This is a genomic window from Streptomyces marokkonensis (assembly GCF_039539045.1).
Taxonomy (GTDB): domain Bacteria; phylum Actinomycetota; class Actinomycetes; order Streptomycetales; family Streptomycetaceae; genus Streptomyces; species Streptomyces marokkonensis.
The window spans coordinates 19,864-41,674 of the sequence record NZ_BAABCQ010000056.1 but is presented as its reverse complement, the minus strand read 5'-3'; the positions used below and the strand labels follow the sequence as shown (position 1 = coordinate 41,674).

Sequence of the window (21,811 nt, the reverse complement as noted above, 5' to 3'; positions counted from 1 at the left end):
CCAAGGAGTTGCTTACGTGAATTGTCTTCCTAAGACCGCTTGGCCTCCGACTTCCTAAGTTGTTCGAGATTTCAACAGGCGATCGGAATAACGAACACAGGCTACTCACACCGCGTTTCCCGGGGCAATGGGCTTGCGCCCCGTCCATGGTCCACGATGGTGGGCACGCCCACCGGAAAGCCGCCCGCCGGCCCGTTCAACCCGCGCGACTTCCAGCTGGTGCTGCTGCGCCGCATGGCCGACCACAACCCGGGGCCGGTGGAGGACGCCCGCCGCGAGCTGGGCGCCTCGATCGCCGATATGCGGGAGGCCGACAGGTGCTGACAGGCGATGCTCCGCTCCCCGCGCTCCCGCTCGGCCGCCGCCCGGTACCGCTCCGTGGGGGGACCCCCGCGGCCGGCCCTCACCGCCCCGGACGCGCGGGGGCGACGGCACGAGGTCGTCGCCGAGTTCACGTGGGGCGCCTGCTCCGGCGGACGGCGACCGCTAGCGGGCCGCTGCGAGCACCGCCTCCACCACTCGTCGCGGTGCCCCCTCGTGCAGCCACAGGAACAGCTTCGGCTCGACCGGCTCCAGCTCCATCACCCGAGGCTCCCCGTCCTCCCCGTCCTCCCCGTCCACCGGGTCGACGCGGGCGTACAGCAGCTCGGGGGCGTCCGGTACGGCGGCCAGGGCACGTTCGGCGACTGCGAGTTCGGCCGGGGTCGGGGTCCAGGGCTCGAGGACCGGGTGCGCGACCTTCCGCTCGTGGAGGCGGGGGACATGCCTATCGTTCCTCTTCCGGTTCCGGGTCCCAGTCCAGCAGCCGGACCTTGGCGACCGTGCGGACGTGGCGGCGCATCGCGGTGGCGGCCTGCCGGGGCTGCCGGGCCACGACGGCGTCCAGGATGGCCCGATGCTGGGCCAGGGAGCGGCCGGGACGGCCCGGCTGACGCAGGGACTCGGTGCGGCTCTCGGCGATCTGGTGGGCGATGGAGCGCATGAACTCCGCGAGGAGGCTGCTGTGCGCCGCCGCCGTCACCGCCGCGTGGAACAGCCGGTCGCCCTCGGCTCCGTGCCCGCCGCGCTCGATCTCCTCGGCCATCACGGCCAGCGCGGACCGCATCGCGGCCAGGTCGTCCTCCGTGCGGCGCTCGGCGGCCAGTTCGGCGAGCTTCGTCTCCAGCGCCTCGCGGGCCTCCAGGACGTCCGGGAGCCGCCGTCGACGTTCGACCATCTCCTCCACGGGCTCGACGTCGAGGCTGTCCCGCACCAGGTACGTCCCGCCGCCGTGCCGCGCCTCCACCAGGCCCTGGACCTCCAGGACCACGATCGCCTGCTTCACCGAGGCCCGGCTGACACCGAGGCGCTGGGCGAGGTCCCGTTCGGGCGGAAGCCGGTCGCCGGCGCGCAGGCCGCCGTCGGTGACGTACTGGCGCAGCCGCTCCAGCACCTGTTCGTACAGGCGCTGCCTGGTCATGGGGCGCAGGGCGTCGGTCACGAGATCCCCCCTCTCGACGGGAGCGTAGCACCGGCGATCGGGTGGCCGAGTGGCTGAACCAATTCGTGCGCGACCCCTTGACGGCGGTCCGGGCGGGGCCCACGCTGACCGACCAGCCGCACCGTTCAAGTGGCTCAGCCACTCAGCCAGTAAGGTCAGCCGTCGGGAGCCCCCGCATGTCCCCCGAACTCATCTCGATCCTTGTCCTCGTCGTGGTGTTCGTCATCGCGACCACGCGTTCCGTCAACATGGGCGCACTCGCCTTCGCCGCCGCCTTCGGGGTGGGCACGCTCGTCGCGGACCTCGACGCGGACGGCATCTTCGCCGGCTTCCCCGGCGACCTGTTCGTCGTCCTCGTCGGCGTCACCTATCTGTTCGCCATCGCCCGCGCCAACGGCACCACCGACTGGTTGGTGCACGCGGCCGTCCGGCTCGTCCGGGGGCGGGTCGCGCTGATCCCGTGGGTGATGTTCGCGCTGACCGGCGCGCTCACGGCGATCGGCGCGGTGAGCCCCGCCGCCGTCGCGATCGTCGCGCCGATCGCGCTGAGCTTCGCCACCCGGTACGCGATCAGCCCGCTGCTGATGGGCACGATGGTGGTGCACGGCGCGCAGGCCGGCGGCTTCTCGCCGATCAGCATCTACGGCTCGATCGTCAACGGCATCGTCGAGCGCGAGGGGCTGCCCGGCAGCGAGGTGACGCTCTTCCTGGCCTCGCTGATCGCCAACCTGGTCATCGCGGGCGTGCTGTTCGTGCTGTTCGGCGGGCGGAAGCTGTGGGCGCGGGGGGCGGTGGCGCCGGAGGACGACGGCGCGGTGGGCACGGACACGGAGTCCACCGGCGCCGGCGCGGACACCGGAACCGGTTCCGGGGGCGGTTCCGGCACCGGTTTTGGTCCCGGAGGCACCGCACCCGCCGCCGTCGCCGTCCGTCCCGCTCAGGACGCCGACGCCACCGGTGCCGGCCTGCGCCTCACCCCGGCCCGGATCGCCACCCTGGTCGCCCTGATCGCCCTCGTCGTGGCCGTCCTCGGCTTCGACCTGGACGCGGGCCTGACCGCGGTCTCCCTCGCCGTCGTGCTGAGCACCGCCTGGCCGGACGACAGCCGCCGCGCGGTCGGCGAGATCGCCTGGTCCACGGTCCTGCTGATCTGCGGTGTCCTCACGTACGTCGGTGTGCTGGAGGAGATCGGCACCATCACCTGGGCCGGCGAGGGCGTCGGCGGCATCGGCGTCCCGCTGCTGGCCGCGGTGCTGCTCTGCTACATCGGCGCGATCGTGTCGGCCTTCGCCTCCTCCGTCGGGATCATGGGCGCTCTGATCCCGCTGGCGGTGCCCTTCCTCGCCCAGGGCGAGATCGGGGCGGTCGGCATGGTGGCGGCGCTCGCGGTCTCGGCGACGGTCGTGGACGTCAGCCCGTTCTCGACGAACGGCGCGCTGGTGCTGGCCGCGGCGCCGGAGGCCGAACGTGAGCGATTCTTCAGGCAGCTGATGGTCTACGGAGGGATCGTGGTGGCGGCCGTGCCCGCGCTGGCGTGGCTGGTGCTGGTCGTGCCCGGCTTCGGGTAGGCCGACGTCGCAGAATCGGTAACCGCGAGCAACAGCTAAGGAGTACGACGCGTGTCTTCTCTCTTCCCCGCCCTCTCCCCCACCGGGACCGGCGCCCCTGCCGACCGGCCCGCCCTGCGCTTCGGTGAGCGCTCCCTCACGTACGCCGGACTGGCCGCCGCGGCGGGCGGCACGGCCGGACGGATCCGGGGGGCCGGGCGGGTCGCCGTCTGGGCGACCCCGGCGATGGAGACGGCCGTCGCCGTGGTGGCGGCGCTGCTGGCCGGGATCCCCGCCGTACCGCTCAACCCGAAGTCCGGCGACAAGGAACTCGCGCACATCCTCGCCGACAGCGAGCCGTCGCTCGTCCTGGCGCCCCCGGGAAGCGAACTCCCACCCGCCCTGCACGCCCTGGAGCGCGTCGACGTCGACGCGTGCGCCACCGGCCCCGTCCCCGACGACGGCCACACCGACGACGGCGCCCCCGCCCTCGTCGTCTACACCTCCGGCACCACCGGCCCGCCCAAGGGCGCCGTCATCCCCCGCCGCGCGCTCGCGTCGACCCTGGACGCGCTCGCCGACGCTTGGCGGTGGACCGGAGACGACGTGCTGGTGCAGGGGCTGCCGCTCTTCCACGTGCACGGCCTCGTGCTGGGCATCCTCGGGCCGCTGCGACGCGGCGGGTCCGTACGGCACCTGGGCAGGTTCTCCGCCGAGGGCGCGGCGCGGGAGCTGACCGACGGCGCGACGATGCTGTTCGGGGTTCCGACGATGTACCACCGGATCGCCGAGGCCCTGCCCACCGACCCGGAGCTGGCCAAGGCGCTCGCCGGGGCCCGGCTGCTGGTGTCCGGGTCGGCCGCGCTGCCGGTGCACGACCACGAGCGGATCGCCGCCGCGACCGGCCGGCGGGTGATCGAGCGGTACGGCATGACGGAGACCCTGATGAACACGAGTGTGCGGGCGGACGGCGAACCGCGCGCCGGAACCGTGGGCGTGCCGCTGCCCGGGGTGGAGCTGCGGCTGGTGGAGGAGGACGGCACGCCGATCGCGGCGCTGGACGGGGAGAGCGTCGGCGAGATCCAGGTGCGCGGCCCGAACCTGTTCACCGAGTACCTCAACCGCCCCGACGCCACCGCCGCCGCCTTCACCGAGGACGGCTTCTTCCGCACCGGCGACATGGCGGTGCGCGACCCCGACGGCTACGTCCGCATCGTCGGCCGCAAGGCCACCGACCTGATCAAGAGCGGCGGGTACAAGATCGGGGCCGGTGAGATCGAGAACGCGCTCCTCGAACACCCCGGGGTGCGCGAGGCGGCCGTCACCGGGGAGCCCGACCCGGACCTGGGCGAGCGGATCGTGGCGTGGATCGTGCCGGCCGACCCCCAGTCGCCGCCGACCCTGGACGCGCTGGCCGACCACGTCGCCGGCCGGCTGGCCCCGCACAAGCGGCCCCGCGTCCTGCGCCACCTCGACTCGCTCCCCCGCAACGACATGGGGAAGATCATGAAGCGGGCCCTGGCGCATGACTGAGCGGCTGTCCGCGCGCGCGTTCCTCGCCCTCGTCACCGACGACTTCACCGAACTCCCCCACCCGGTGCGGGAATCACCACCCGACGGCCCTCTCGGCTGGCACGGCTACGACGCCTCCCGCGCCCGTGCCGCCGAGCGCACCGGCGAGGAGGAGTCCGTCGTCTGCGGGACCGGGCACGTCCAGGGCACCCGGGCCGTACTCCTCGCCTTCGAGTTCGGCTTCCTCGGCGGTTCGCTGGGCCGCGCCACCGGCGACCGGCTGGCGGCGGCGTACGCGTACGCCCGTGAACACCGGTTGCCGGTGGTGCCGTTGGTCGCCACGGGTGGCAGCCGGATGCAGGAAGGGATGCTCGCGCTGACCCAGCTCCAGCGGGTGGCACGGCAGTCGGCGCTCGTCCGGGAGGCCGGGCTGCCGCAGATCGCCGTCCTGCGCGACCCGTCCACCGGCGGCGGGTGGGCGACGCTGGGCGCGGGCGCCGACGTGGTGCTCGCGCTGCCCGGCGCCCAGGTGGGTTTCGCCGGCTCCCGGGTCCGGCCGCCGGGCGCCGACCCGGCGGCGTACACGGCCGAGGCGCAGGTGGCGGCGGGCAGCGCGGACGCCGTCGTACCGCCCGGGGAGCTGCGCGCGGCACTGGGCGGGTGGCTGCGGCTGCTGACGGCGTCGTCGCACGACCCGGCGCCCGTGCCGGAGCCGCTGGGCGCCACCCGCCTGCCGGACACCGGCTGGGACGCGGTCCGGCGGGCCCGCGCTCCGGGACGGCCGCGCGCACGGGCGTACCTGGACGCCTACTTCACCCGTCGCGCGGCCCTGTCGGGGGACCGCTGCGGCGGCACCGACCCGGAGGGCGTGCTCTGCGGCTTCGGCGAGCACGCGGGGCGGACGATCGCGTACGCCGCCCAGACCGGGACGGCGACCAGGCCCGCCGGGTACCGCACCGCCGCCCGGCTGATCCGGCTCGCGGACCGGCTCGGTGTTCCGGTGCTGACCCTGGTGGACACGCCGGGTGCGGCGGGCGACGCGGAGGCGGAGCGGCAGGGCGTGGGCGCGGCGATCGCCGACCTGTTCGTCGCGGTGGCGTCGGCGCGTACGCCGGTCACCACGCTGGTGATCGGCGAGGGCGGCTCGGGCGGGGCGCTGGCGCTGGCCGCGCCGGGGAACACCTGGGCCACGCCGGACAGCTACTTCTCCGTCATCGCGCCGGAGCTCGCGGCGGCGATCCTGAAGCGGCCGCCCCAGGAGGTGGAGGCGACGGCCGGTCAACTCCGGCTGCGGCCGCAGGACCTCGCCGAGCTTGGCGTGACCCGAACAAACGATCAGTTGTTCCCTGGAACAGGTGATCGTCGCTCTGAAGAGCGTATGTGACTACCGGGACCAACGACACTTACGGGGTGCGAGCGACGGGCTGCAGACCGTAGTCGACGCACAGTCCCAAGTAGGTCCCACACATGCACAGCACAAGGAGCTGCACGATCATGAACCTTCTCACCGACATCCTCGCCGGCATCGTCCACTTCGTCGGCTGGCTGGTCTGACGGTCCGAGAAACCAGACGGCGCCGCCTCCCCGTCCCAGGGAGGCGGCGCCGTCCGCGTGTCACCGCACGGCCACCGCCCGCACGATCTCCTGCGTGACCGAGCCGCCCCGGTCGTCGCGCGCCGAGGCGCGGAGCGAGACGTGCCCGGCGTCACGGGGCACGCTCAGCGTCCCGTTCCAGGACGCCTCCCCGTCCCCCTTCCCGTGGCCGCCGCGCAGCCGGACCTGCTGCCAGGTCTCGCCCTCGTCGTACGACACCTCCAGCTTGCCGCCGCCGATCTTCCCGGTGTCGGGGGCGCCCGCCACGTACTCGGCGTCGATCCCGACCCGCAGCTTCTTCCCGCCGCGCACCTCGCCCGCGAGGTCGGTGCCGACGTCGAAGGAGAGGTTGAGCAGGGGCAGGTAGGTCCAGCGGTCGTCGGGGGTGGCGGCCGAGCGGAAGGTCCACTCGGCGTGCCCCTCGGTCCCGAGCTTCCAGCGTCCGGGGTCGAGCGCGGTGTCGGTGACGAGCTTGTACGTGCGCTCGTCGGCCGGCGCGTCCGATACGTAGGCGGTGGAACTCGGTCCCTGGTCGACCAGTTCGCCGTCCAGGTACACCGACGTGGTCTGCGACATCCCGCTCGTCTCGCTCCACACGTCGCCGAAGCCGGTGTGGTCGGGGCCGGAGTCGCCCCAGCCGGGGGCGTTGAACTGGAGCCGGTTGCCCACGCGCTGCTGTCCCCAGCCCAGCCCGGTGCCGAGGTAGGGGTGCCACACGGGCTTGAACCAGTCCAGCTTCTTGCGCTTCCCTCCCTCGTACCGGACCGTCCCGGAGCGCTGCTCCAGCGCGCCGTCGGCGGTCGTCACGGACTCGTGCCACAGCTGACCGGGCCCCGTCGACACGTACTCGGTGCGCTCGGCCGGGAAGTCGATCCGCTCCCGGAAGCCGAGGCCGATCGGGAAGGTGTCGGTGATCGAGTACCGGAACTCGCCGCCGGCGGTGGGCTCGGCCGCGTGGTACTTGGCCGACAGCACGGCGAGGTCGCGGTGCCCGGGCTCGTAGGTGAGGTCCCGGTCGGGCACGGCACCGCGGTGCCCCTCGGACAGGTCGTACGTGTAGGGCGTGTCGCGGGTCCCGGTCATGTGGACGCGCCCCGCGTCGCGCAGCCGCTTGGCGTCGGCGGCACTCACCGTGGCGATCTGCAGCGGCCGGTCGGCGTTGTCGGCCGTGCCCCACCAAGACATCAGCCGTCCGGGCGCGTCGTCCGTCACGAACAGGGCCTTCACGCCCGCGTCCTGGGCGGCCTGGGCGAGGGCGGCCGGTTCGGTGCCCCCGGTGAGCTCGGCGAGGACCGCCTTGCCCCGGACACCGTCCGGGAAGGGCCCGTCCCCGACGTCGACCAGCGGCAGCCGGCCGCGCCCCTCGATCAGGGTGCCGCCCGACTGGACGACGGCCTCACCGATGCCCCTGACCTCCAGCAGCGGCTTGCCGAGCCGCCACACGGTCCGGTACTCGAAGTCGCCCTCGGTGACCTTCTCGCCGGTGGGCGCGGCGAAGACACTGTCGTACGTCGGGGGCACCTGAACGGCGCCGAACAGGTCCGAGCCGTTCGCGCTGCGGTCGTACTCCATGAGCAGCTGCCGCGTCTCGGTGCGCTTGTCGACGTCGGCGCTGATCTCACGCAGTTCGCGACCGTCGAGGGTGATCTCGCGGTTCCGGTCGACGACGACCTCGGGCGCCGCGAGGAAGCCGAGCCCGAGCGAGTCGGCGCCGTTGCTGCCGCGCACGTCCAGGAAGGAGGTCAGACTGTACGTCCCCGGCACGAGGCGCAGCTGAAGGGTGCCGGACTCGCCGACGTGCGCGGGAACGGGGTCGGTGCCCTCGGCGAGGCGCTGGACCACCAGGTCGGCCGGGGTGGCGTCGCCCGCCCGGTCCTTGACGCGCACGGTGAGGGTGTACCGCTCCTCTTCCTTGACCAGGCCGAACGCGGTGTGCGTGACCGGCGTGCCGTCCGCGCCGGACGCCACGATCACACCGCTCGTCGCTCCCACCGGGGCCTTGGACCCGTCCCCGGTGACGGTGGTGGAGGCGGTGCCGTGCGCGGGCACGGTGAGGGCGGTGTCGGCGAGGGTGGCGACGCCCTCGGGCGCTCCCCGCACGGCGAGCTGCAACTCGACGGCCGCGTCGGAGGCGTTGGTGTAGGTGACGGTGCGGGTGACCGGCTCGTTGGCCTCGTAGGGCCAGGAGTGGAAGCCGAGGTCCGCGCTGCCGGTGGCGGTGACATCGGCGCCGATCGCGTCCGGCACGCTGACCCGGCCCGCGCCCAGCTGGTAGGCGGAGGCGTCGAGTCGCTTCGAGGTGGACATCAGCGCGTCCTTGAGCCGCGCGCCACTCCAGTCGGGGTGTTGCTCGGCGAGCAGGGCGGCCACTCCGGCGACGTGCGGCGTCGCCATCGACGTACCGTCCATGGAGGTGTAGTCGCCGCTGCCCTCGCTGAGCCTGGAACGGGCGGCGAGGATGCCCACGCCCGGGGCCGACAGGTCGGGCTTGAGGGCGTTGTCCCCGTACCGGGGCCCGGCGCTGGTGAACCAGGCCGCCTCGTCGGCCGGGTCGACGGCGCCGATCGTCAGGGCGGCGTCGGCGGCGCCGGGCGAGCCGATGGAGGACGGGCTGCCGGTGTTGCCGGCGGCGATGACGAACAGGGCGCCGGTCTCGCGGGACAGGGTGTTGACGGCCTGGGCCATCGGGTCGGTGCCGTCGCTGGGCTCGGTGGAGCCGAGGCTCATGGACACGATGTCGGCGTCCACGTCCCGGGCGGCCCACTCCATGCCGGCGATGATCTCGGACTCGCTGCCGGTGCCCTGGTCGCTCAGGACCTTGCCCACCGCGAGGTCGGCGCCGGGCGCGACGCCCTTCTCCCTGCCGTCGGAGGCCGCGCCGCTGCCGCCCACGGTGGAGGCGACGTGGGTGCCGTGGCCGTGGCGGTCGGCGACCTCCTCCCCGGCTATGAAGCTCCGGCTCTGCGCGACCCGTCCGGCGAGGTCGGGATGGCCGGCGTCCACGCCGCTGTCCAGCACGGCCACGGTGACGCCCTTGCCGGTCAGCCCGGCCTCCCATGCCTCGGGCGTACCGATCTGCGCGTTGGACTCGGCCATGGCGGCGGTGACCCGTCCGTCGAGCCACACACCGTCGATGCCGGCGCCCCGGCGGGTGAATTCCCGCCAGAATGCACGCCCCTTGTCGGCCTCGACGGCGGCCCCGCGCACACTGGGCAGCGCCCGGGTGCGCTCGGTCCCCCTCGGGGTGGCGGCCCGGGTGCCCTTCTCGTAGGTCACGATCAGCGGCAGTTCGCCGGTCTCGGTGTCGGCGAGCCCCTGATCCAGCAACTCACCTACGTCGAAGAGCCGTTCGTCGAGGCTGCCGTCGCGCAGGTACGGCAGGGCCTCGTCCGGTACGACCGTGGTCCGGCCGTCGGCGCTCCGCGTGTGCACGGCGCCGGTGGCGCCCTCGGGCCGCTCGACCGCGACGGCCTTCCTGCCGCCGCCGAGGTCGGTGACGGTCACCCGGTCGCCGGTGACGAGGGTGACGGTACGGGCGGCGGCCGCGGCGGCCGTACCGCCGGTGGTGGTGGCTGCGGCCGGGGTGCGTGCCGTGTCCGGGGGCGGCTCCTGCGCTGCCGCCGTGCCGGCCGGCAGCAGCGCGATCACGAGCCCCGCCGACAGGAGGGTCGCTCCGCGTCTGACTGGTCCTCTGCTCATCCACGCCTCTCTTCGTATCGTCGTAGAGTGCTGCGACGAGTGCTGTGAGCAGTCTCAGGGGACCTGTGGGACAAGGGAGTTGACCGGCCGTGGCGGATTGACGCCTTGGCGGTTTTCCGCCAGGGGCGCAAGGGACCGGCATCGCGACACGGGACACGGCCGAGTGCCGTCCGACACAATGGTGTGTCACAGAGGTACGTAGGGCTTACGGGGAGCGAGCGGCGCCATGGACGGGTTGACCGAGTTCAAGACCGAGGACGGCGTGCGTGTGGTCGTCGAGGGCGTCGAGGACGAGGACGGGGCACGGCTGGTCTCACGCGGCGACGGTCCGGCCCAGGCGGCACGCACCTTCGAGGGCTCCCTGGAGGGCGTGCGGGCAGCGGCCCAGTCCGCGCTGCGGATCTTCAGGGACGGCTCGCTCAGACCGGACTCGGTGGAGCTGGAGTTCGGGGTCAAGCTGAGCGCGGAGGCCGGCGCGATCATCGCCAAGGGGTCGGCGGAGGGCCATCTGGTCGTGCGGCTGAGCTGGTCGCCGGAGCCGGGCCCGGCACGCCCGGAGGATCCGGCGAGGCGGGACGATCCGGCGGGGCGGGACGATCCGGCGGGGCGGGACGGTGCAGTGCGTCCGGAGGATTCGGTGCGCGCTCAGGGCCCGGAAGCCGCCGGTCGGTCATGAGCGGCGTCGCGTGGCATGCTCGCGTCGAGTGCGGCAAGGAGGTCGGCGCCGGATTCCTCGTCTCCGCCCGCCGGCTCCTCACCTGCGCCCATGTCGTGCGGTGGTGCGAGAGCGCGAGCGTCACGGTGACCTTCCCCGGCCGCCGCGATCTGGGCGAACTGCCCGCCACGGTCGCCGTGCACGGCGGTTGGCGGGGCGGCGCCGCCGACGTCGGCGACCTGGCCGTACTGGAACTGGACCGCGACGTGCCGCTCACCCCGGCCTCCTTCGCCCGGCCCGGCGCGGAGCGGACCGCACCCGCCCCCGAGCTGGTCGCCTACGGTTTCCCGAAGGGGTACGACGAGGGCATGCTCGCCTCCTACCGCGCGCTGCCCGGCCCGCTCATCTCTGACGAGTGGGTCCAGCTGGAGGCGCTCACAGGGCACGGGCAGCCGCTGGCGGCCGGGTTCAGCGGGGCGGCGGCGACCCTGGCCGACGGCACGGTCGTCGGCATGGTCTCGGCGGTCGCGGGCGCCAGGGACGTACGCGTCGGCAGGATGCTCCCGGTCGAGGTCATGGCACGCTACTGGCCGGACCTCGGCGAACTCGTCCCCACTCCCGGCCACCGGGCGGACGCGCGCAGGCGGCTGTACTCACTGGTGCGCCGGGCCGAGAAGACCGGCCTGGCGTGCGACCCGAACCGGCTGTACGTCTCCGCCATGGACGCCTTCGACCCGCCGCCGCCGGACGGGGGTTTCGCGTCCCTGTGGGAAGCCGCCGCCTACGTGCAGTGGGAGGTGCCGGAGCCGGCCGCCGTGGCCCGGCTCGCCGACCGGCTGGCGGAACTGCTGGACGCCCCGCTGCCGCGCCCCGCGACCTGGTCGCCCATCGTCGTGGAGATCGATCACAGCGGTGCCGGTGCCGACCAGGTCACCGTCGAGGTGTCCGCCTACCGGGACGGGCAGCGCCGCCCGGTGGGCACGCGCCGGCTGGCCCGCGGCGCGGTGCGGCCGTTCGTGCAGGAGCGCATCGACGAGGCGTTCGCCCAGCTCGATCCCGGCGCCGAGGAGCTGCTCACGTTCGTACTGCCGCGCGAGTGGCTGAACGCACCGGTGGCGCACTGGGAGTGCAGCGAGCACGACCCCACCCCGCTCGGCTGCGCCTACCCGCTCGTGGTGACCGACCGCCACCGCCACCGCAGCGGACGGCTCCGCCACCAACTCCGCAAGAAGTGGCGCAAGCTCGGGGTCAGCCCGGGCGGCACGCTGCACCGCGTCGACTGCGGCGCCCGGGAGCGGCCGGCCGGCCTGCGCAGAAGGTGGCGGGACGACGTGGAGCTGGTCGGGTTCGCCACCGCGCCCGCAGCTGCGCGGGAGTACTTCGAGGTCGGTCTCCACGTCCCCGTCCCCGTGCTGCTGTGGCCGCGCGAGGGGTGCCCCCGCGACGGCCACGACGGCCCCTGCCCCGGCACGGTGTTCCTCGACGAACTCACGGTGTCCGTGGCCGGTGTGCCGCCGTCCGAACTTCCCCGCCTGGTAAGAGAGCTGCGCGAGGCGGCGGACGCGGCCGACGTCCCCGGCGAGCACTGGGCGAGGGACGTCCAGCTGCTGTGGGACGACCCCCGCTGCTTCGCCGAGCCCACCGCCCTGCTGCACTCGCCCGTCAGTTGAACAGCCCACCGCCGCACCGAACCACCGCCGCACCGATCGCTCGGAGAGAAGAACCATGCCCCTGTGGCCCGTCTACACCGGCGCGCCGGCCCCGCACGACGGCATCACCAAGCTGCCCCCACCACCGCCCTGGCGTGCCTTCGGCGGCCATCCCGTGCTCGACCCGCCGGACGAGGACGGCGAGGCCGCCACCGCCTCGCCCGACCGCGCCCACCGTGCCGCGACCTACCAGGCCACCGAGCACACGGTGCAACTGGTGAACGCGGCCCTGTACCTGCGGCGCCCGCTGCTGGTCACCGGCCCGCCCGGGACCGGGAAGTCGTCCCTCGCCTACGCGGTCGCCCGTGAGTTGCGGCTCGGTCCGGTCCTGAGGTGGAACATCACCAGCCGCAGCACCCTCCACGACGGCCTCTACACGTACGACCCGCTCTCCCGCCTGTACGCGGCCCGGCACACCACGGAACGGTCCGGCGCCCCGGCCGCCGGGACGGGCATCGAGGACCATCTGCGCCTCGGCCCGCTCGGCACCGCCCTCCTCCCCTACGCCCGCCCGCGCGCCCTGCTCATCGACGAGATCGACAAGAGCGACCTCGACCTGCCCAACGACCTGCTGCACGTCCTGGAGGAGGGCCAGTACGAGATCCCCGAACTCGTGCGGGCCTCCCGGGACGCCCCCGACGGGCGTGCGGAGGTCCTGGTCGACGGCACCGACCAGCGGGTGCCGGTGGAGCGCGGCCGGGTCCGCTGCAAGTCCTTCCCCTTCGTCGTCCTCACCAGCAACGGCGAACGCGAGTTCCCGCCGGCCTTCCTGCGCCGCTGCGTCTCGCTGCGCCTGCGGCAGCCGGACGACGACCACCTCGCCGAGATCGTCCGCGCCCACCTGGGCGAGCCCGACGGGTACGCGCAGCGGCTGATCGACCGGTTCCTGTCCCGGGTGGGCAGCGGCGAGCTGGCCACGGACCAGCTGCTCAACGCGATCTACCTGGCCCGTTCCTCCGGTCTGGGCACCGACTCCCTCGACGAGCTGGCGGAGCAGCTGATGCCCTACCTGGGTCGGTCGCCGCAGCCCGATGTCTTCTGACCGCCCGGGCTCGCCCGAACCCCTCCCCCACCTGGCCGACATCCTCGGCCGGGCGGCCTCGGGCGTCCGCCCGACCCCGCTGGAGCTGGCGGAACTCCTGTGGCTGGCGGGTCACATGGAGCACCCGACGCGGAACGCGCCGGGCCCGGCGGCCGACGCGGAACCCGCAAAGCCGGCACCGCCCGCGCCTCGGGCGACGCCTGAACGGGACCCACGGAACCCCCAGCACCGGCAGGACGGACAGGACGGGCCGTCCCGAACCGACCGGCCCGCGGCGGAGCCGCTTCCCGCACCGGAGGCCCCCCGCACCCCCCTGCGCCTGCCGTCCCAGGCCTCCGTTCCCGGAGCGTCGGCCGCCGAACCGCACAGCGCCCTGCTCGCCCCCGCCCCGCCGATGCTGCGGCACCCCCTCGCGCTCCAGCGCTCCCTGCGCCCGCTGAAGCGCCGTACCGACGCCCCGGTGGGCCAGGAGGTGGACGAGTCCGCGACCGCCGACCGCATCGCCCGCCTCGGGGCGGGTCCCGAGTGGTGGCTGCCGGTGCTTCGTCCCGTGCGGGAGCGCTGGCTGCGGCTGAACCTGGTGCACGACACGGGCCCCACCATGCCCGTCTGGCAGCCCCTGGTGCGCGAACTGCACACCGCCCTCGCCCAGTCGGGCGTCTTCCGCACGGTCACCCTGCACCGCGCGGAACCCGACGGCACCGTCCGCGGCGACGGAGCCCAGGCGCCCGCCGACGGCCGTACCGTCACCCTGCTGATCAGCGACTGCATGGGCCCGCAGTGGCGCGAGGGCCCGGCCGGCACCGCGTGGTTCGCCACCCTGCGCCGCTGGGCGCGCCGGACGCCCCTGGCCGTCCTCCAGCCGCTGCCCGAACAGCTGTGGCGGGACACCGCCCTGCCGCCGGTGCCCGGCCGGCTGTCGGCCCCGCACCGGGCCGCGCCCAGCGCGTCGCTCACCTTCACGCCGTACGACAGCACCGCGCCCCGCGCACCCGAGGGAGCCGTACCCGTCCCCGTACTGGAACCGGGACCCGAGTGGCTGGCGAACTGGGCCGCGCTGGTCGCGAGTCCGGGCGGCACCCGGTACCCGGGCGCGGCCGCGGCCCTGCACCGCCCCCTGCCGACCGACGCCGACGACCGCACCGACGTGTCGCGGCTGTCCCCCGGGGAACTGGTCCTGCGCTTTCGCGCCGGCGCGTCCCCCCAGGCCTTCCGGCTGGCCGGCCACCTCGCGCTCGGGCGCCCGGACCTGCCGGTGATGCGCCTGGTGCAGGCCGCCGTCGAACCGCATCCGCTCCCCCAGCACCTGGCCGAGGTCATCCTCAGCGGTCTGCTCACCACGGTCCCCGGGCCGCCAGGCTCGTACGCGTTCCGGCCCGGCGTACGCGACCTCCTCCTGCGCGGTCTGCCCCGAACCGCCCGCAACCGCACCCACGAGCTGCTGCTGCGGACCGGCGGCCTGATCGACGAGCGGGCGGGGCGGGCGCCCGGCGAGTTCCGCGCGCTGATCCCCGCGCGGGACGGCACCGAGCGGGCCGACGGGAACGAGTCGTTCGCGTCGATCAGCCAGGAGAGCGCGCGGCAGCTGGCCGCGCGGGAACGGCCCCTGACCCTGACGCCCTTCCCTCCCGAACTGGGAGCGCGCTACCGCCCGGTGCGACGGCTCGCGCCCACCGGGAGGATGTGGCTGGCCGAGGACACCGTGGCGAACCGGACCGTGGCGGTCCGGCTGCACGACACGAACACCGACCCCGCGTCGCGCCAGGCGTTCCTGCGGCACGCGCACCGCCTGACGGAGATCGCCCATCCGAACCTGGTCAGCGTCCTCGACCGCGGCATCGCGGACGACATCCCGTACGTCGTCATGGAGCACCTCGACGGCATCGCCCTGAACGCGCTCACCCGGTCGGGCGGCCGGCGGCTGCCGATGCCGCTGACGGTGTCGGTGGGGGCGCAGCTGTCGCGGGCGCTCACCGCCCTGCACGAGGCGGGCGTCACGCACGGCGGTCCGGAAACCTCCCGGGTGGTCCTCCTGCCGGACGGCACGGTCCGGCTCAGCCTCTTCGAACCGGGGCGTACCTCGGGCCCGGCCGGTCGCTCCGAGGACCTGCGGGCCCTGTGCGACGTCATGCTGCTGCTGACGTCGGGGACCTCGCACCTGACCGTCCCGATCGACTCCCGCCGCCTCGACCGGCTGCCCGGGGCCCTGCGCATCCACTACGCGCACGCCTTCGACCTGATGATGTCCGCCTCCCCCGCGGCACAGGCCCGGGGTCTGCGGCTGCTCGCGGACCCGCGGCTGACGGACCAGGCGGGCGAAGCGTACGAGCGGCGCCGGTACCGCGTCCTGGGACCCGTGCGGGTCGACCTCCCGGACGGTTCCCCCGACCTGCCGCCGGACGTCCGGGCGCTGCTCGCCATGCTGCTGCTCAAGCACGGCCGCACGGTGACGCACGAGGAGCTGCGGTGGGGGCTGTGGGACCCGGGTGACGAGCCGCGCAACCCGCGGGCCGAGCTGACCCGGCTGGCCACCCGGCTGGCGGACGTCCTGGGCCCCGGCGTACTGGCGACGTCCGCCCATGGCTGCGCCCTGCACACCAGCGCCGACGAAGTGGACGTGGTGCACTGCGACGCCCTGGTCCGAGACGCCGACGCGGCTCGGCTGACGGGCGCGCACATCGAGGCCCGCGATCTCGTCACCGGGGCGCTTGCACTCTGGCGCGGCGACGAGCCGCTCGCGGACGTGCCCGGTCCCGCCGCCCGCACCGCCCGCACCCGCCTGGCCCGGCTGCGCCTCGCCCTGCACACCAAGCTCGCCGAGCTCGACCTGATCCTCGGCGAGTACGACCGGGCCGCCACCGACCTGGCCGGCCTGCTGCACACCCACCCGCACCGGGAGGACTTCCTCCGCCTGTACCTGATCGCGCTGCGCCGCCAGGGCCGCGGCGAGGACGCCCTGGCGGTGTACGAGGAGTACGAACTGTCCGGGGGGCGGAGCCCGGCTCTGCTCGTCCTGGGCCGGGAACTGCGCGAGGAGCACGACGAGCCGGCGGACGACGCTCCGTGGCAGGCGTACGAGGAGCCCCCGCACGAGGACGGACCGAACGGCACCGTGTCCGCGCCGGACGAGCTGGCGGAGGGCCCCTTCCCCACGGAGGACGGCCTCTGGACGCCGCTGCTGGACTCGGCGGAGGGGCCGGCGAAGGGACCGACCGAGGAGGAGGCCGAAGCGGCCGAGGCGATCGCCGCGAGCGCCGCGTGGGGGGACGGTCCCCACTACGACCCGGACCTCGACCCGGAAGAGGCCCGGGAGCAGGCCGAGTACCTGACAGAGCTCGGAAAGGAGCTCGCGGAGGAGCTCGCGCAGGCCGACACCGACACCGACGCCTATACCGACTTCCGCGACTGCGCCCGCTACTCGTACGCCGACGGTCCGCACGGGGGCGGGGCCCGCGCGGCCCTGCACCGGGTGGTCACCGACCTGCTGGCGGACAGCGGGCTCGTCGGTGACACGTACGAACTCCTGGACGATCAGGAGGGCTTCCTCGTACTGCTGGCGCCGGGGTCGGATGCCTCCGCCCTGCTCCGGGCGACCGTGGAGGAACTGTCCGGGCTGCTGGTTCACGTGGGCGGCCTGCGGCTGCGGGCCGAGTTCTGGCAGACGGAGTTCCGGCTGGACGGCGGCGAGGAGCAGTCCTACCGCGCGGACGCCGAGTCGGTCGGCGCGGCACTGGACGCCTCCGGCGCGCAGGCGGTCGTCGCCCTCTCGGACTCCCTGTACCACGACGAGCCGCACAGGGAGGGACGGGACGGCCCCACCTTCGCCCCGGGCGTGTTCCGGCCGCTGGGCGACGACACGGGCTGGTACCACCCGGTCGGGTGGGCCGGTGCCGCGACCGAGTCCCCGACGCCTTTGCCGGCACCGGACGCCACCCGGCCGGTCACCTCGCGGCCGGACGATACCGTCACACCCGGGCGGCCCCGGCCCCTCCACACCGCGGCTTCTCCCGCGTTCCTGATCGCCCGCGCCCGTTGCGTGCTGCTCGGCTTCGACGACGTGGTGGCCCGGCTGTACCGACCCGCCGCGGAGCGGGAGGTGCTCCTGGACATCGCGGCACTCCTCGTCGAGGAGCGTGATCCCGAGGACTCACTGGCCGGGGCGCCGCTGCCCCGGGTCGCGTCGGACGGGTACGCCGGCACCCTCGACTTCATCCGGGCGCTCGCCGGGCACCGGCTCGCCCACGACGCGCGGCTCCGCCTCGACCGTCACGAGGCACGGGCGGCCCGGACCGCGCGGCCCACCCCCCTGGCCGACCGGCTGATCCGAGCGCTGCACATCCGCGAGGTGCCCGTCGCCGTGGTGACCGACCGGGCGCCCGCCCCGGTCACCGCCTACCTGAGACGACGCGGCCTGCTGGACGCCCTGCCGGGCGGCGTCCACGGCCGGGACTCGGACCTCTCCCGCCTCATGCCCGACCCCGACGTCCTGCACCGGGCCCTGGAGCGGCTCGACGCCGCCCCCGGCGACTGTGTGCTGATCGGCTCCAGTGCCGCCGAACAGTCCGCCGCCCGCGCGGCCGGTGTGCCGTTCATCGGCTACTGGCGCGGCGAAGAGGCCCGGCGCTACCTGCGTAGGGCGGACGGCGACGCGCTCCTCGTACCGGACCTGCGCCCGCTGCTCACGGCGGCCGAGCACCGCTGACCGCACGACCCCCGTTCAGCGGCCCCCCGCCCGGCCCTGTCCAGGGGGCGCCCGCCCCGGCCCCCGCGCACGATGCCTAGGAGGCCGGCCACCGGGCGGCCCCGCACGGTCCGCGCTCTCGGGAGGATCTGCCATGACCGCCAGTACCGCCAGTCTGGAGCAGTTGCGCCGCTGCCACTTCGCCGTCGATCTGGGCGCGGCGCGGACCCGCGTGTACGTCAAGGGGGTCGGGCTGGTGGTCGACCAGCCCTCCGCCGCCGCGGTCAACACCCGGACCGGCGCGCTCATCGCGGTCGGTGAGCTCGCGGAGAAGATGACCGGCCGCACCCCCGCCTTCATCCGCGTCGTCCGGCCCATCTCGGGTGGCACGGTCGTCGACATCGAGATGGCCCAGCGCATGCTGCGGCATCTGCTCGGCGACAAGATCCGCCGCGCCCTGCGCCGCAAACCCCGGCTGCGCGCCGCCGTCTGCACCCCGCACGGCGCCGATCCGCTGGCCCAGCGGGCGGCGATCGAGACGCTGGTCGGGCTCGGCGCGCGCCGCGTGGAACTCGTCGACACGCTGATCGCCGCGGCGGTCGGCTGCGAACTGCCGGTGGAACAGCCCGAGGCCACCATGATCATGGTGTGCGGCGCGCACGCCACCCAGGTGGCGGTGCTCTCCCTCGGCTCGATCGTGACCGCCGAACGCATCCCGGTCGGCGGGGAGGCCGTCGACCACGCGATCGTGCAGCTCCTGCGCCACCAGCACGAGCTGATGCTGCCCAGCCAGTCCGTCCGCCCCCTGCAACTCGCCCTGTCCGGCAACGGGCTGACCGCCCAGGGGCCGACGTCCACCGAGATCCACGGCCGGGACGTGGCGACCGGCCTCGCCCGCTCCGTGCGGGTCGACACCGCCGCCGTCCGCGACGCCATCCAGACGCCGCTGACGGCCGTCCTCGACGGCATCGGCAAGGTGTTGCGGGACTGCCCGCCGGACCTGGTCGCGGACCTCGCGGACCGCGGGATCATGATGGTCGGCGGGAGCGCGCTGCTGCCCGGCTTCGACCAGATGCTGCGTCAGGCCACCGGCATGCCGGTACACATCGCCGAACGGCCCGGCGAGTGCGCGGTCCAGGGCCTCGGCACCATGCTCGAGGGCCGGATCGAGCCGATGTCCCTGCACTCGACGTCATCCGACTGACCCGCCTGCTCGAAGCGGTCCTGGACGACGTCGGCACCGGCCTCGGTCCGCGCGGCACCCCGCAGCGCGTCGTGGACCACGCCGCCGAACTGACCGGCGCCGCCTCCGCGGCCCTGATCGCGACCGGCCCCGGCCGGGACTGCCTCGCCGGGATCCGCACCACGGGCCCGCACCACGTGCCGGAGACCGCGCCCCGGCTGCGGGTACCGATCCACGTGGGGGACGAGGCGTTCGGCGAGCTGCGGCTGGCCGGGCGGCCCGGCGGCGTCCCGTTCACGGCCGAGGACGAGCAGCTGGTGCGGGTCCTGGCCACGCACGCCGGTATCGCGGTGGGCACCGCCCGGCTGTACGAGACGGCCCGGCAGCGCGAGCGCTGGATCGAGGGCGCCGCGGCCGTCACCATCGCGCTGCTCACCGCCCTGCGCCACGCCCTCACCGACGCGGCCGGCCGCCCGGGAGTGACCCGCGTCGAGGTCACCGCGGACGCGATCGCCGCCCTGCCGGACGGCCGGGACGGAGTGTGCGGCTGACGGTCCTCGACGACGGCGTGACGGGCCCGGTCGAGGGCCGGGGGACGACGGTCACGTGGCAATCGGCGCTCTGAGCGCGGGAGAAGGGGACTGGCCGGAGGAGGCAGGCAGCACCTTTACCCACCCGTAGACCGGTCATTCCCCCGCGCCGGGTGTAGTCCGCTGCCCGACGGGCAGGTGCACCCCACACGGGGGGCGTGACGTTGCGACGTCTGTCAGGCATCGAAAGAGACGGACAAGGCGGTGACATGACCCCAGCGGCACCACCACGTCCGGCGGGGACGCCGGCCACCCTGGTCATAGACAGCGGGGTGGACGCCGGCCGGGCGGTGCTCGTCCCGCGGGGACAGCTCGTCCACGGGTGCGCGGACATCCTGGCCGAGGCCCTGGCGGCCCTGCCGGCCGACATCGAGCGGGTCGACCTGGACATGGGCGACGTGGTGTTCATGGACACGGCCGGACTGCGGTTCCTGGACCTGCTGGGCGGCTTCAGCCACCGGCAGGCGGTGCCGGTGACGGCGACGAACTGGCACGGCGGGCCGCTGCGGGTCCTCGAACTGGCGGGCCTGGACACCACCGACCCGCTGCACGCCACAGCCCACCGGCCGGAAACCGCGCCCATGCCCCCGGCGGCTCCGGCGGCTCCGGCGGCTCCGGCGGCTCCGGCGGCTCCGGCGGCTCCGGCCGAGCGGCTGCACGTCCTTCAGGAGGAGGTGGAGCAGCTGCGCCGGGCGATCGCCTCACGCCCGGTGATCGACCAGGCGCGGGGCGTGCTCATGGCCCTGCACGCCTGCACGTCGGACGAGGCGTGGCACATCCTGCGGGAGGCCTCCCAGTTGTCCAACACCAAGCTGCGCGCCGTCGCCGCGGCGGTCACCGCCAGTGCCGGGAGCGACGGCCCGCCCCCGCCGGCCGAGGTGCGTACGGCCTTGCGGACGGCACTGGGCCGGATCGGCCGCTGAGGCGCCGAGGCCGTGGAGGCGGTGGGGCCGTGGAGGCGGTGGGGCCGGGCCCGGCGGTGTGGCCGTGGAGGCGGTGGGGCCGGGCCCGGCGGTGTGGTGCCGACGCCCCGGGCGGGGTACCCGGCCCGAAACGCCGTCCGTCAGGAGGAGGCACGACGATGAGCGAGCAGACCACGTCCCAGGCAGAGGGCGAACGCGACGACGAGCCGGACCTCCCAGACCCGGGGCACACCACGCCCTCCCAGGCGGAGGGCGAACGCGACGAGGACGCGAACACGGCGGACACGGACACGGACACGGCGGACGACACGGCCGGTCTCTAGTGGGCCGTGCGCCGACCGCGTCGGTGACGTTTCACCGGTGACCGCCTCGCCCGTCCGCGACGTCACCGGGGGGAACGAACAAGCATGACGGCGGTCAGGCCTCCGCCGAACCCGGGGCGGTGCGGACGCCGGCCGTCACCGCCATGCCTGCGGGACGGCCACGTGGGACGAGCACTCCGTCCCGGTCGTGCGTCACCCGGGCCGGGGCGGCCACTACCGGGCGCGGTGGCCCGCGATCCACTCCGCCAGGGAGAGCAGGGTGGCCTCCGCGCTGTTCGCCATGTGGTCCCGCAGGGCGTGGAGGTCTTCGGGTGTGTCGCCCAGGACCGGGTCGGTCCGCAGCAGTCGCCAGGTCTGCTGGACGACGCTCCCGGCGCCCTGCCTGGAGAGGTGCCAGTCCCAGCGGACGATGCCTTGCTCGGCTCCGCCGACGACGAAGGCGAACGCGGAACCCGGATCTGCCCGGACCACTTCGGAGTGGGTGACCCATTCACGTCCGTCGCGGCGATTGCGTCCGCTGAACCGTGCGCCGACCCATGGGCCCTCCCCCGGCTCGTAGCTCACGGCGCTGGCGCTCGGGCTCCACGTCTCGATCAGAGACACGTCGCTGATCAGGTGATACACGGAGTCCGGCGTCAGATCGACCCAGCACCGCCTGGTGAAGACGAAGGGTGCCAGATCGAGGCCGGCCGGCGAATCGAGCGGGGTGGCGTCGGTGTTCTCGGACGTAGTGGTGCTCACCGGGTCTCCCAGAGGTGAAGGCGACAGAGGGGATGTGCGGCTCATCCTGGGGGCCGGAGCGGGGAGCAGCCAGACTCTGCGGATCCGCACCCCGGCAGGGTGCGGCGCGGTTCGGCGCTGCCGCACATACTCC

General features: G+C 74.5%; 14 protein-coding genes and 2 pseudogenes. 12 read left to right on the top strand and 4 right to left on the bottom strand.

The features are described 5' to 3' along the window. Positions 1-156 precede the first annotated feature (156 nt). Positions 157-393: pseudogene (locus ABEA26_RS16280) on the top strand (hypothetical protein); the annotation flags it as partial. Between the two features lie 93 nt (positions 394-486). Here the strand turns inward: ABEA26_RS16280 and ABEA26_RS16275 are convergent. Both ABEA26_RS16275 and ABEA26_RS16270 read right to left on the bottom strand, forming a co-directional pair. After that, a pseudogene (locus ABEA26_RS16275) lies at positions 487-741 on the bottom strand (ATP-grasp domain-containing protein); the annotation flags it as partial. Between the two features lie 25 nt (positions 742-766). Continuing rightward, positions 767-1,480 carry a FadR/GntR family transcriptional regulator gene (locus tag ABEA26_RS16270; RefSeq protein ID WP_345593041.1) on the bottom strand — a complete coding sequence of 238 codons (714 nt, stop codon included), beginning with the start codon at positions 1,478-1,480 and terminating at the stop codon, positions 767-769. Between the two features lie 176 nt (positions 1,481-1,656). Between ABEA26_RS16270 and ABEA26_RS16265 the strand changes: the two genes are divergently transcribed. Genes ABEA26_RS16265 through ABEA26_RS16255 form a run of 3 tightly spaced genes read left to right on the top strand, consistent with a single transcriptional unit; the run spans position 1,657 to position 5,923 of the window. Further along, on the top strand, positions 1,657-3,048 hold the full coding sequence (locus tag ABEA26_RS16265) for an SLC13 family permease (RefSeq protein WP_345593040.1): 1,392 nt from the start codon (positions 1,657-1,659) through the stop codon (positions 3,046-3,048). Positions 3,049-3,099: 51 nt separating this feature from the next. Then, the gene (locus tag ABEA26_RS16260; protein ID WP_345593039.1) at positions 3,100-4,560 is read left to right on the top strand and encodes an acyl-CoA synthetase; all 1,461 of its coding nucleotides are present in this window, start codon (positions 3,100-3,102) and stop codon (positions 4,558-4,560) included. Beyond that, positions 4,553-5,923, top strand: coding sequence for a carboxyl transferase domain-containing protein (locus ABEA26_RS16255; protein WP_345593038.1), 1,371 nt, complete (start codon positions 4,553-4,555; stop codon positions 5,921-5,923). Before ABEA26_RS16260 ends, ABEA26_RS16255 begins: the two co-directional genes overlap by 8 nt. Positions 5,924-6,153: 230 nt before the next feature. Here the strand turns inward: ABEA26_RS16255 and ABEA26_RS16250 are convergent, their stop codons facing one another. Next, positions 6,154-9,831, bottom strand: a complete 3,678-nt coding sequence (locus ABEA26_RS16250) for a S8 family serine peptidase (RefSeq protein WP_345593037.1) — start codon at positions 9,829-9,831, stop codon at positions 6,154-6,156. Positions 9,832-10,057: 226 nt separating this feature from the next. Here ABEA26_RS16250 and ABEA26_RS16245 point away from each other — a divergent pair, with 226 nt between their 5' ends. The 8 genes from ABEA26_RS16245 to ABEA26_RS16210 all read left to right on the top strand — a co-directional run bounded on the left by ABEA26_RS16245 (position 10,058) and on the right by ABEA26_RS16210 (position 20,937). After that, positions 10,058-10,507 (top strand): CU044_2847 family protein, encoded by a 450-nt coding sequence (locus ABEA26_RS16245; RefSeq protein WP_345593036.1) that lies wholly within the window; start codon positions 10,058-10,060, stop codon positions 10,505-10,507. Further along, a complete protein-coding gene (locus tag ABEA26_RS16240; protein WP_345593035.1) occupies positions 10,504-12,156 on the top strand; it encodes a VMAP-C domain-containing protein in 1,653 nt (550 codons plus the stop codon). The genes ABEA26_RS16245 and ABEA26_RS16240 overlap by 4 nt, the downstream gene beginning before the upstream one ends. Positions 12,157-12,211: 55 nt before the next feature. Further along, complete coding sequence (locus tag ABEA26_RS16235; protein ID WP_345593034.1) at positions 12,212-13,237, top strand: AAA family ATPase; 1,026 nt, start codon at positions 12,212-12,214, stop codon at positions 13,235-13,237. Continuing rightward, entirely contained in the window at positions 13,227-17,939 is a 4,713-nt protein-coding gene (locus tag ABEA26_RS16230) for an SAV_2336 N-terminal domain-related protein (protein ID WP_345593033.1), read from the top strand. Before ABEA26_RS16235 ends, ABEA26_RS16230 begins: the two co-directional genes overlap by 11 nt. Before the next feature lie 133 nt (positions 17,940-18,072). Continuing rightward, entirely contained in the window at positions 18,073-19,122 is a 1,050-nt protein-coding gene (locus ABEA26_RS16225; RefSeq protein WP_345593032.1) for a rod shape-determining protein, read from the top strand. A 71-nt stretch (positions 19,123-19,193) separates the two neighbouring features. Then, complete coding sequence (locus ABEA26_RS16220; RefSeq protein WP_425587849.1) at positions 19,194-19,652, top strand: GAF domain-containing protein; 459 nt, start codon at positions 19,194-19,196, stop codon at positions 19,650-19,652. A 248-nt stretch (positions 19,653-19,900) separates the two neighbouring features. Continuing rightward, a complete protein-coding gene (locus ABEA26_RS16215) occupies positions 19,901-20,614 on the top strand; it encodes an ANTAR domain-containing protein (RefSeq protein ID WP_345593030.1) in 714 nt (237 codons plus the stop codon). A gap of 158 nt (positions 20,615-20,772) precedes the next feature. Beyond that, complete coding sequence (locus ABEA26_RS16210; RefSeq protein ID WP_345593028.1) at positions 20,773-20,937, top strand: hypothetical protein; 165 nt, start codon at positions 20,773-20,775, stop codon at positions 20,935-20,937. Positions 20,938-21,150: 213 nt separating this feature from the next. Here ABEA26_RS16210 and ABEA26_RS16205 read toward each other — a convergent pair whose 3' ends face one another. Further along, positions 21,151-21,678 carry an SRPBCC family protein gene (locus ABEA26_RS16205; protein WP_345593027.1) on the bottom strand — a complete coding sequence of 176 codons (528 nt, stop codon included), beginning with the start codon at positions 21,676-21,678 and terminating at the stop codon, positions 21,151-21,153. Positions 21,679-21,811 lie beyond the last annotated feature (133 nt).

What these genes read in the sequence shown, in the direction of transcription:
- ABEA26_RS16245 (WP_345593036.1), top strand. Translation starts at nt 10,058, where the DNA reads ATGGACGGGTTGACCGAGTTCAAGACCGAGGACGGCGTGCGTGTGGTC.
- ABEA26_RS16240 (WP_345593035.1), top strand. Translation starts at nt 10,504, where the DNA reads ATGAGCGGCGTCGCGTGGCATGCTCGCGTCGAGTGCGGCAAGGAGGTC.
- ABEA26_RS16230 (WP_345593033.1), top strand. Translation starts at nt 13,227, where the DNA reads ATGTCTTCTGACCGCCCGGGCTCGCCCGAACCCCTCCCCCACCTGGCC.
- ABEA26_RS16210 (WP_345593028.1), top strand. Translation starts at nt 20,773, where the DNA reads ATGAGCGAGCAGACCACGTCCCAGGCAGAGGGCGAACGCGACGACGAG.
- ABEA26_RS16235 (WP_345593034.1), top strand. Translation starts at nt 12,212, where the DNA reads ATGCCCCTGTGGCCCGTCTACACCGGCGCGCCGGCCCCGCACGACGGC.
- ABEA26_RS16250 (WP_345593037.1), bottom strand. Translation starts at nt 9,831, where the DNA reads ATGAGCAGAGGACCAGTCAGACGCGGAGCGACCCTCCTGTCGGCGGGG.
- ABEA26_RS16265 (WP_345593040.1), top strand. Translation starts at nt 1,657, where the DNA reads ATGTCCCCCGAACTCATCTCGATCCTTGTCCTCGTCGTGGTGTTCGTC.
- ABEA26_RS16225 (WP_345593032.1), top strand. Translation starts at nt 18,073, where the DNA reads ATGACCGCCAGTACCGCCAGTCTGGAGCAGTTGCGCCGCTGCCACTTC.
- ABEA26_RS16255 (WP_345593038.1), top strand. Translation starts at nt 4,553, where the DNA reads ATGACTGAGCGGCTGTCCGCGCGCGCGTTCCTCGCCCTCGTCACCGAC.
- ABEA26_RS16215 (WP_345593030.1), top strand. Translation starts at nt 19,901, where the DNA reads ATGACCCCAGCGGCACCACCACGTCCGGCGGGGACGCCGGCCACCCTG.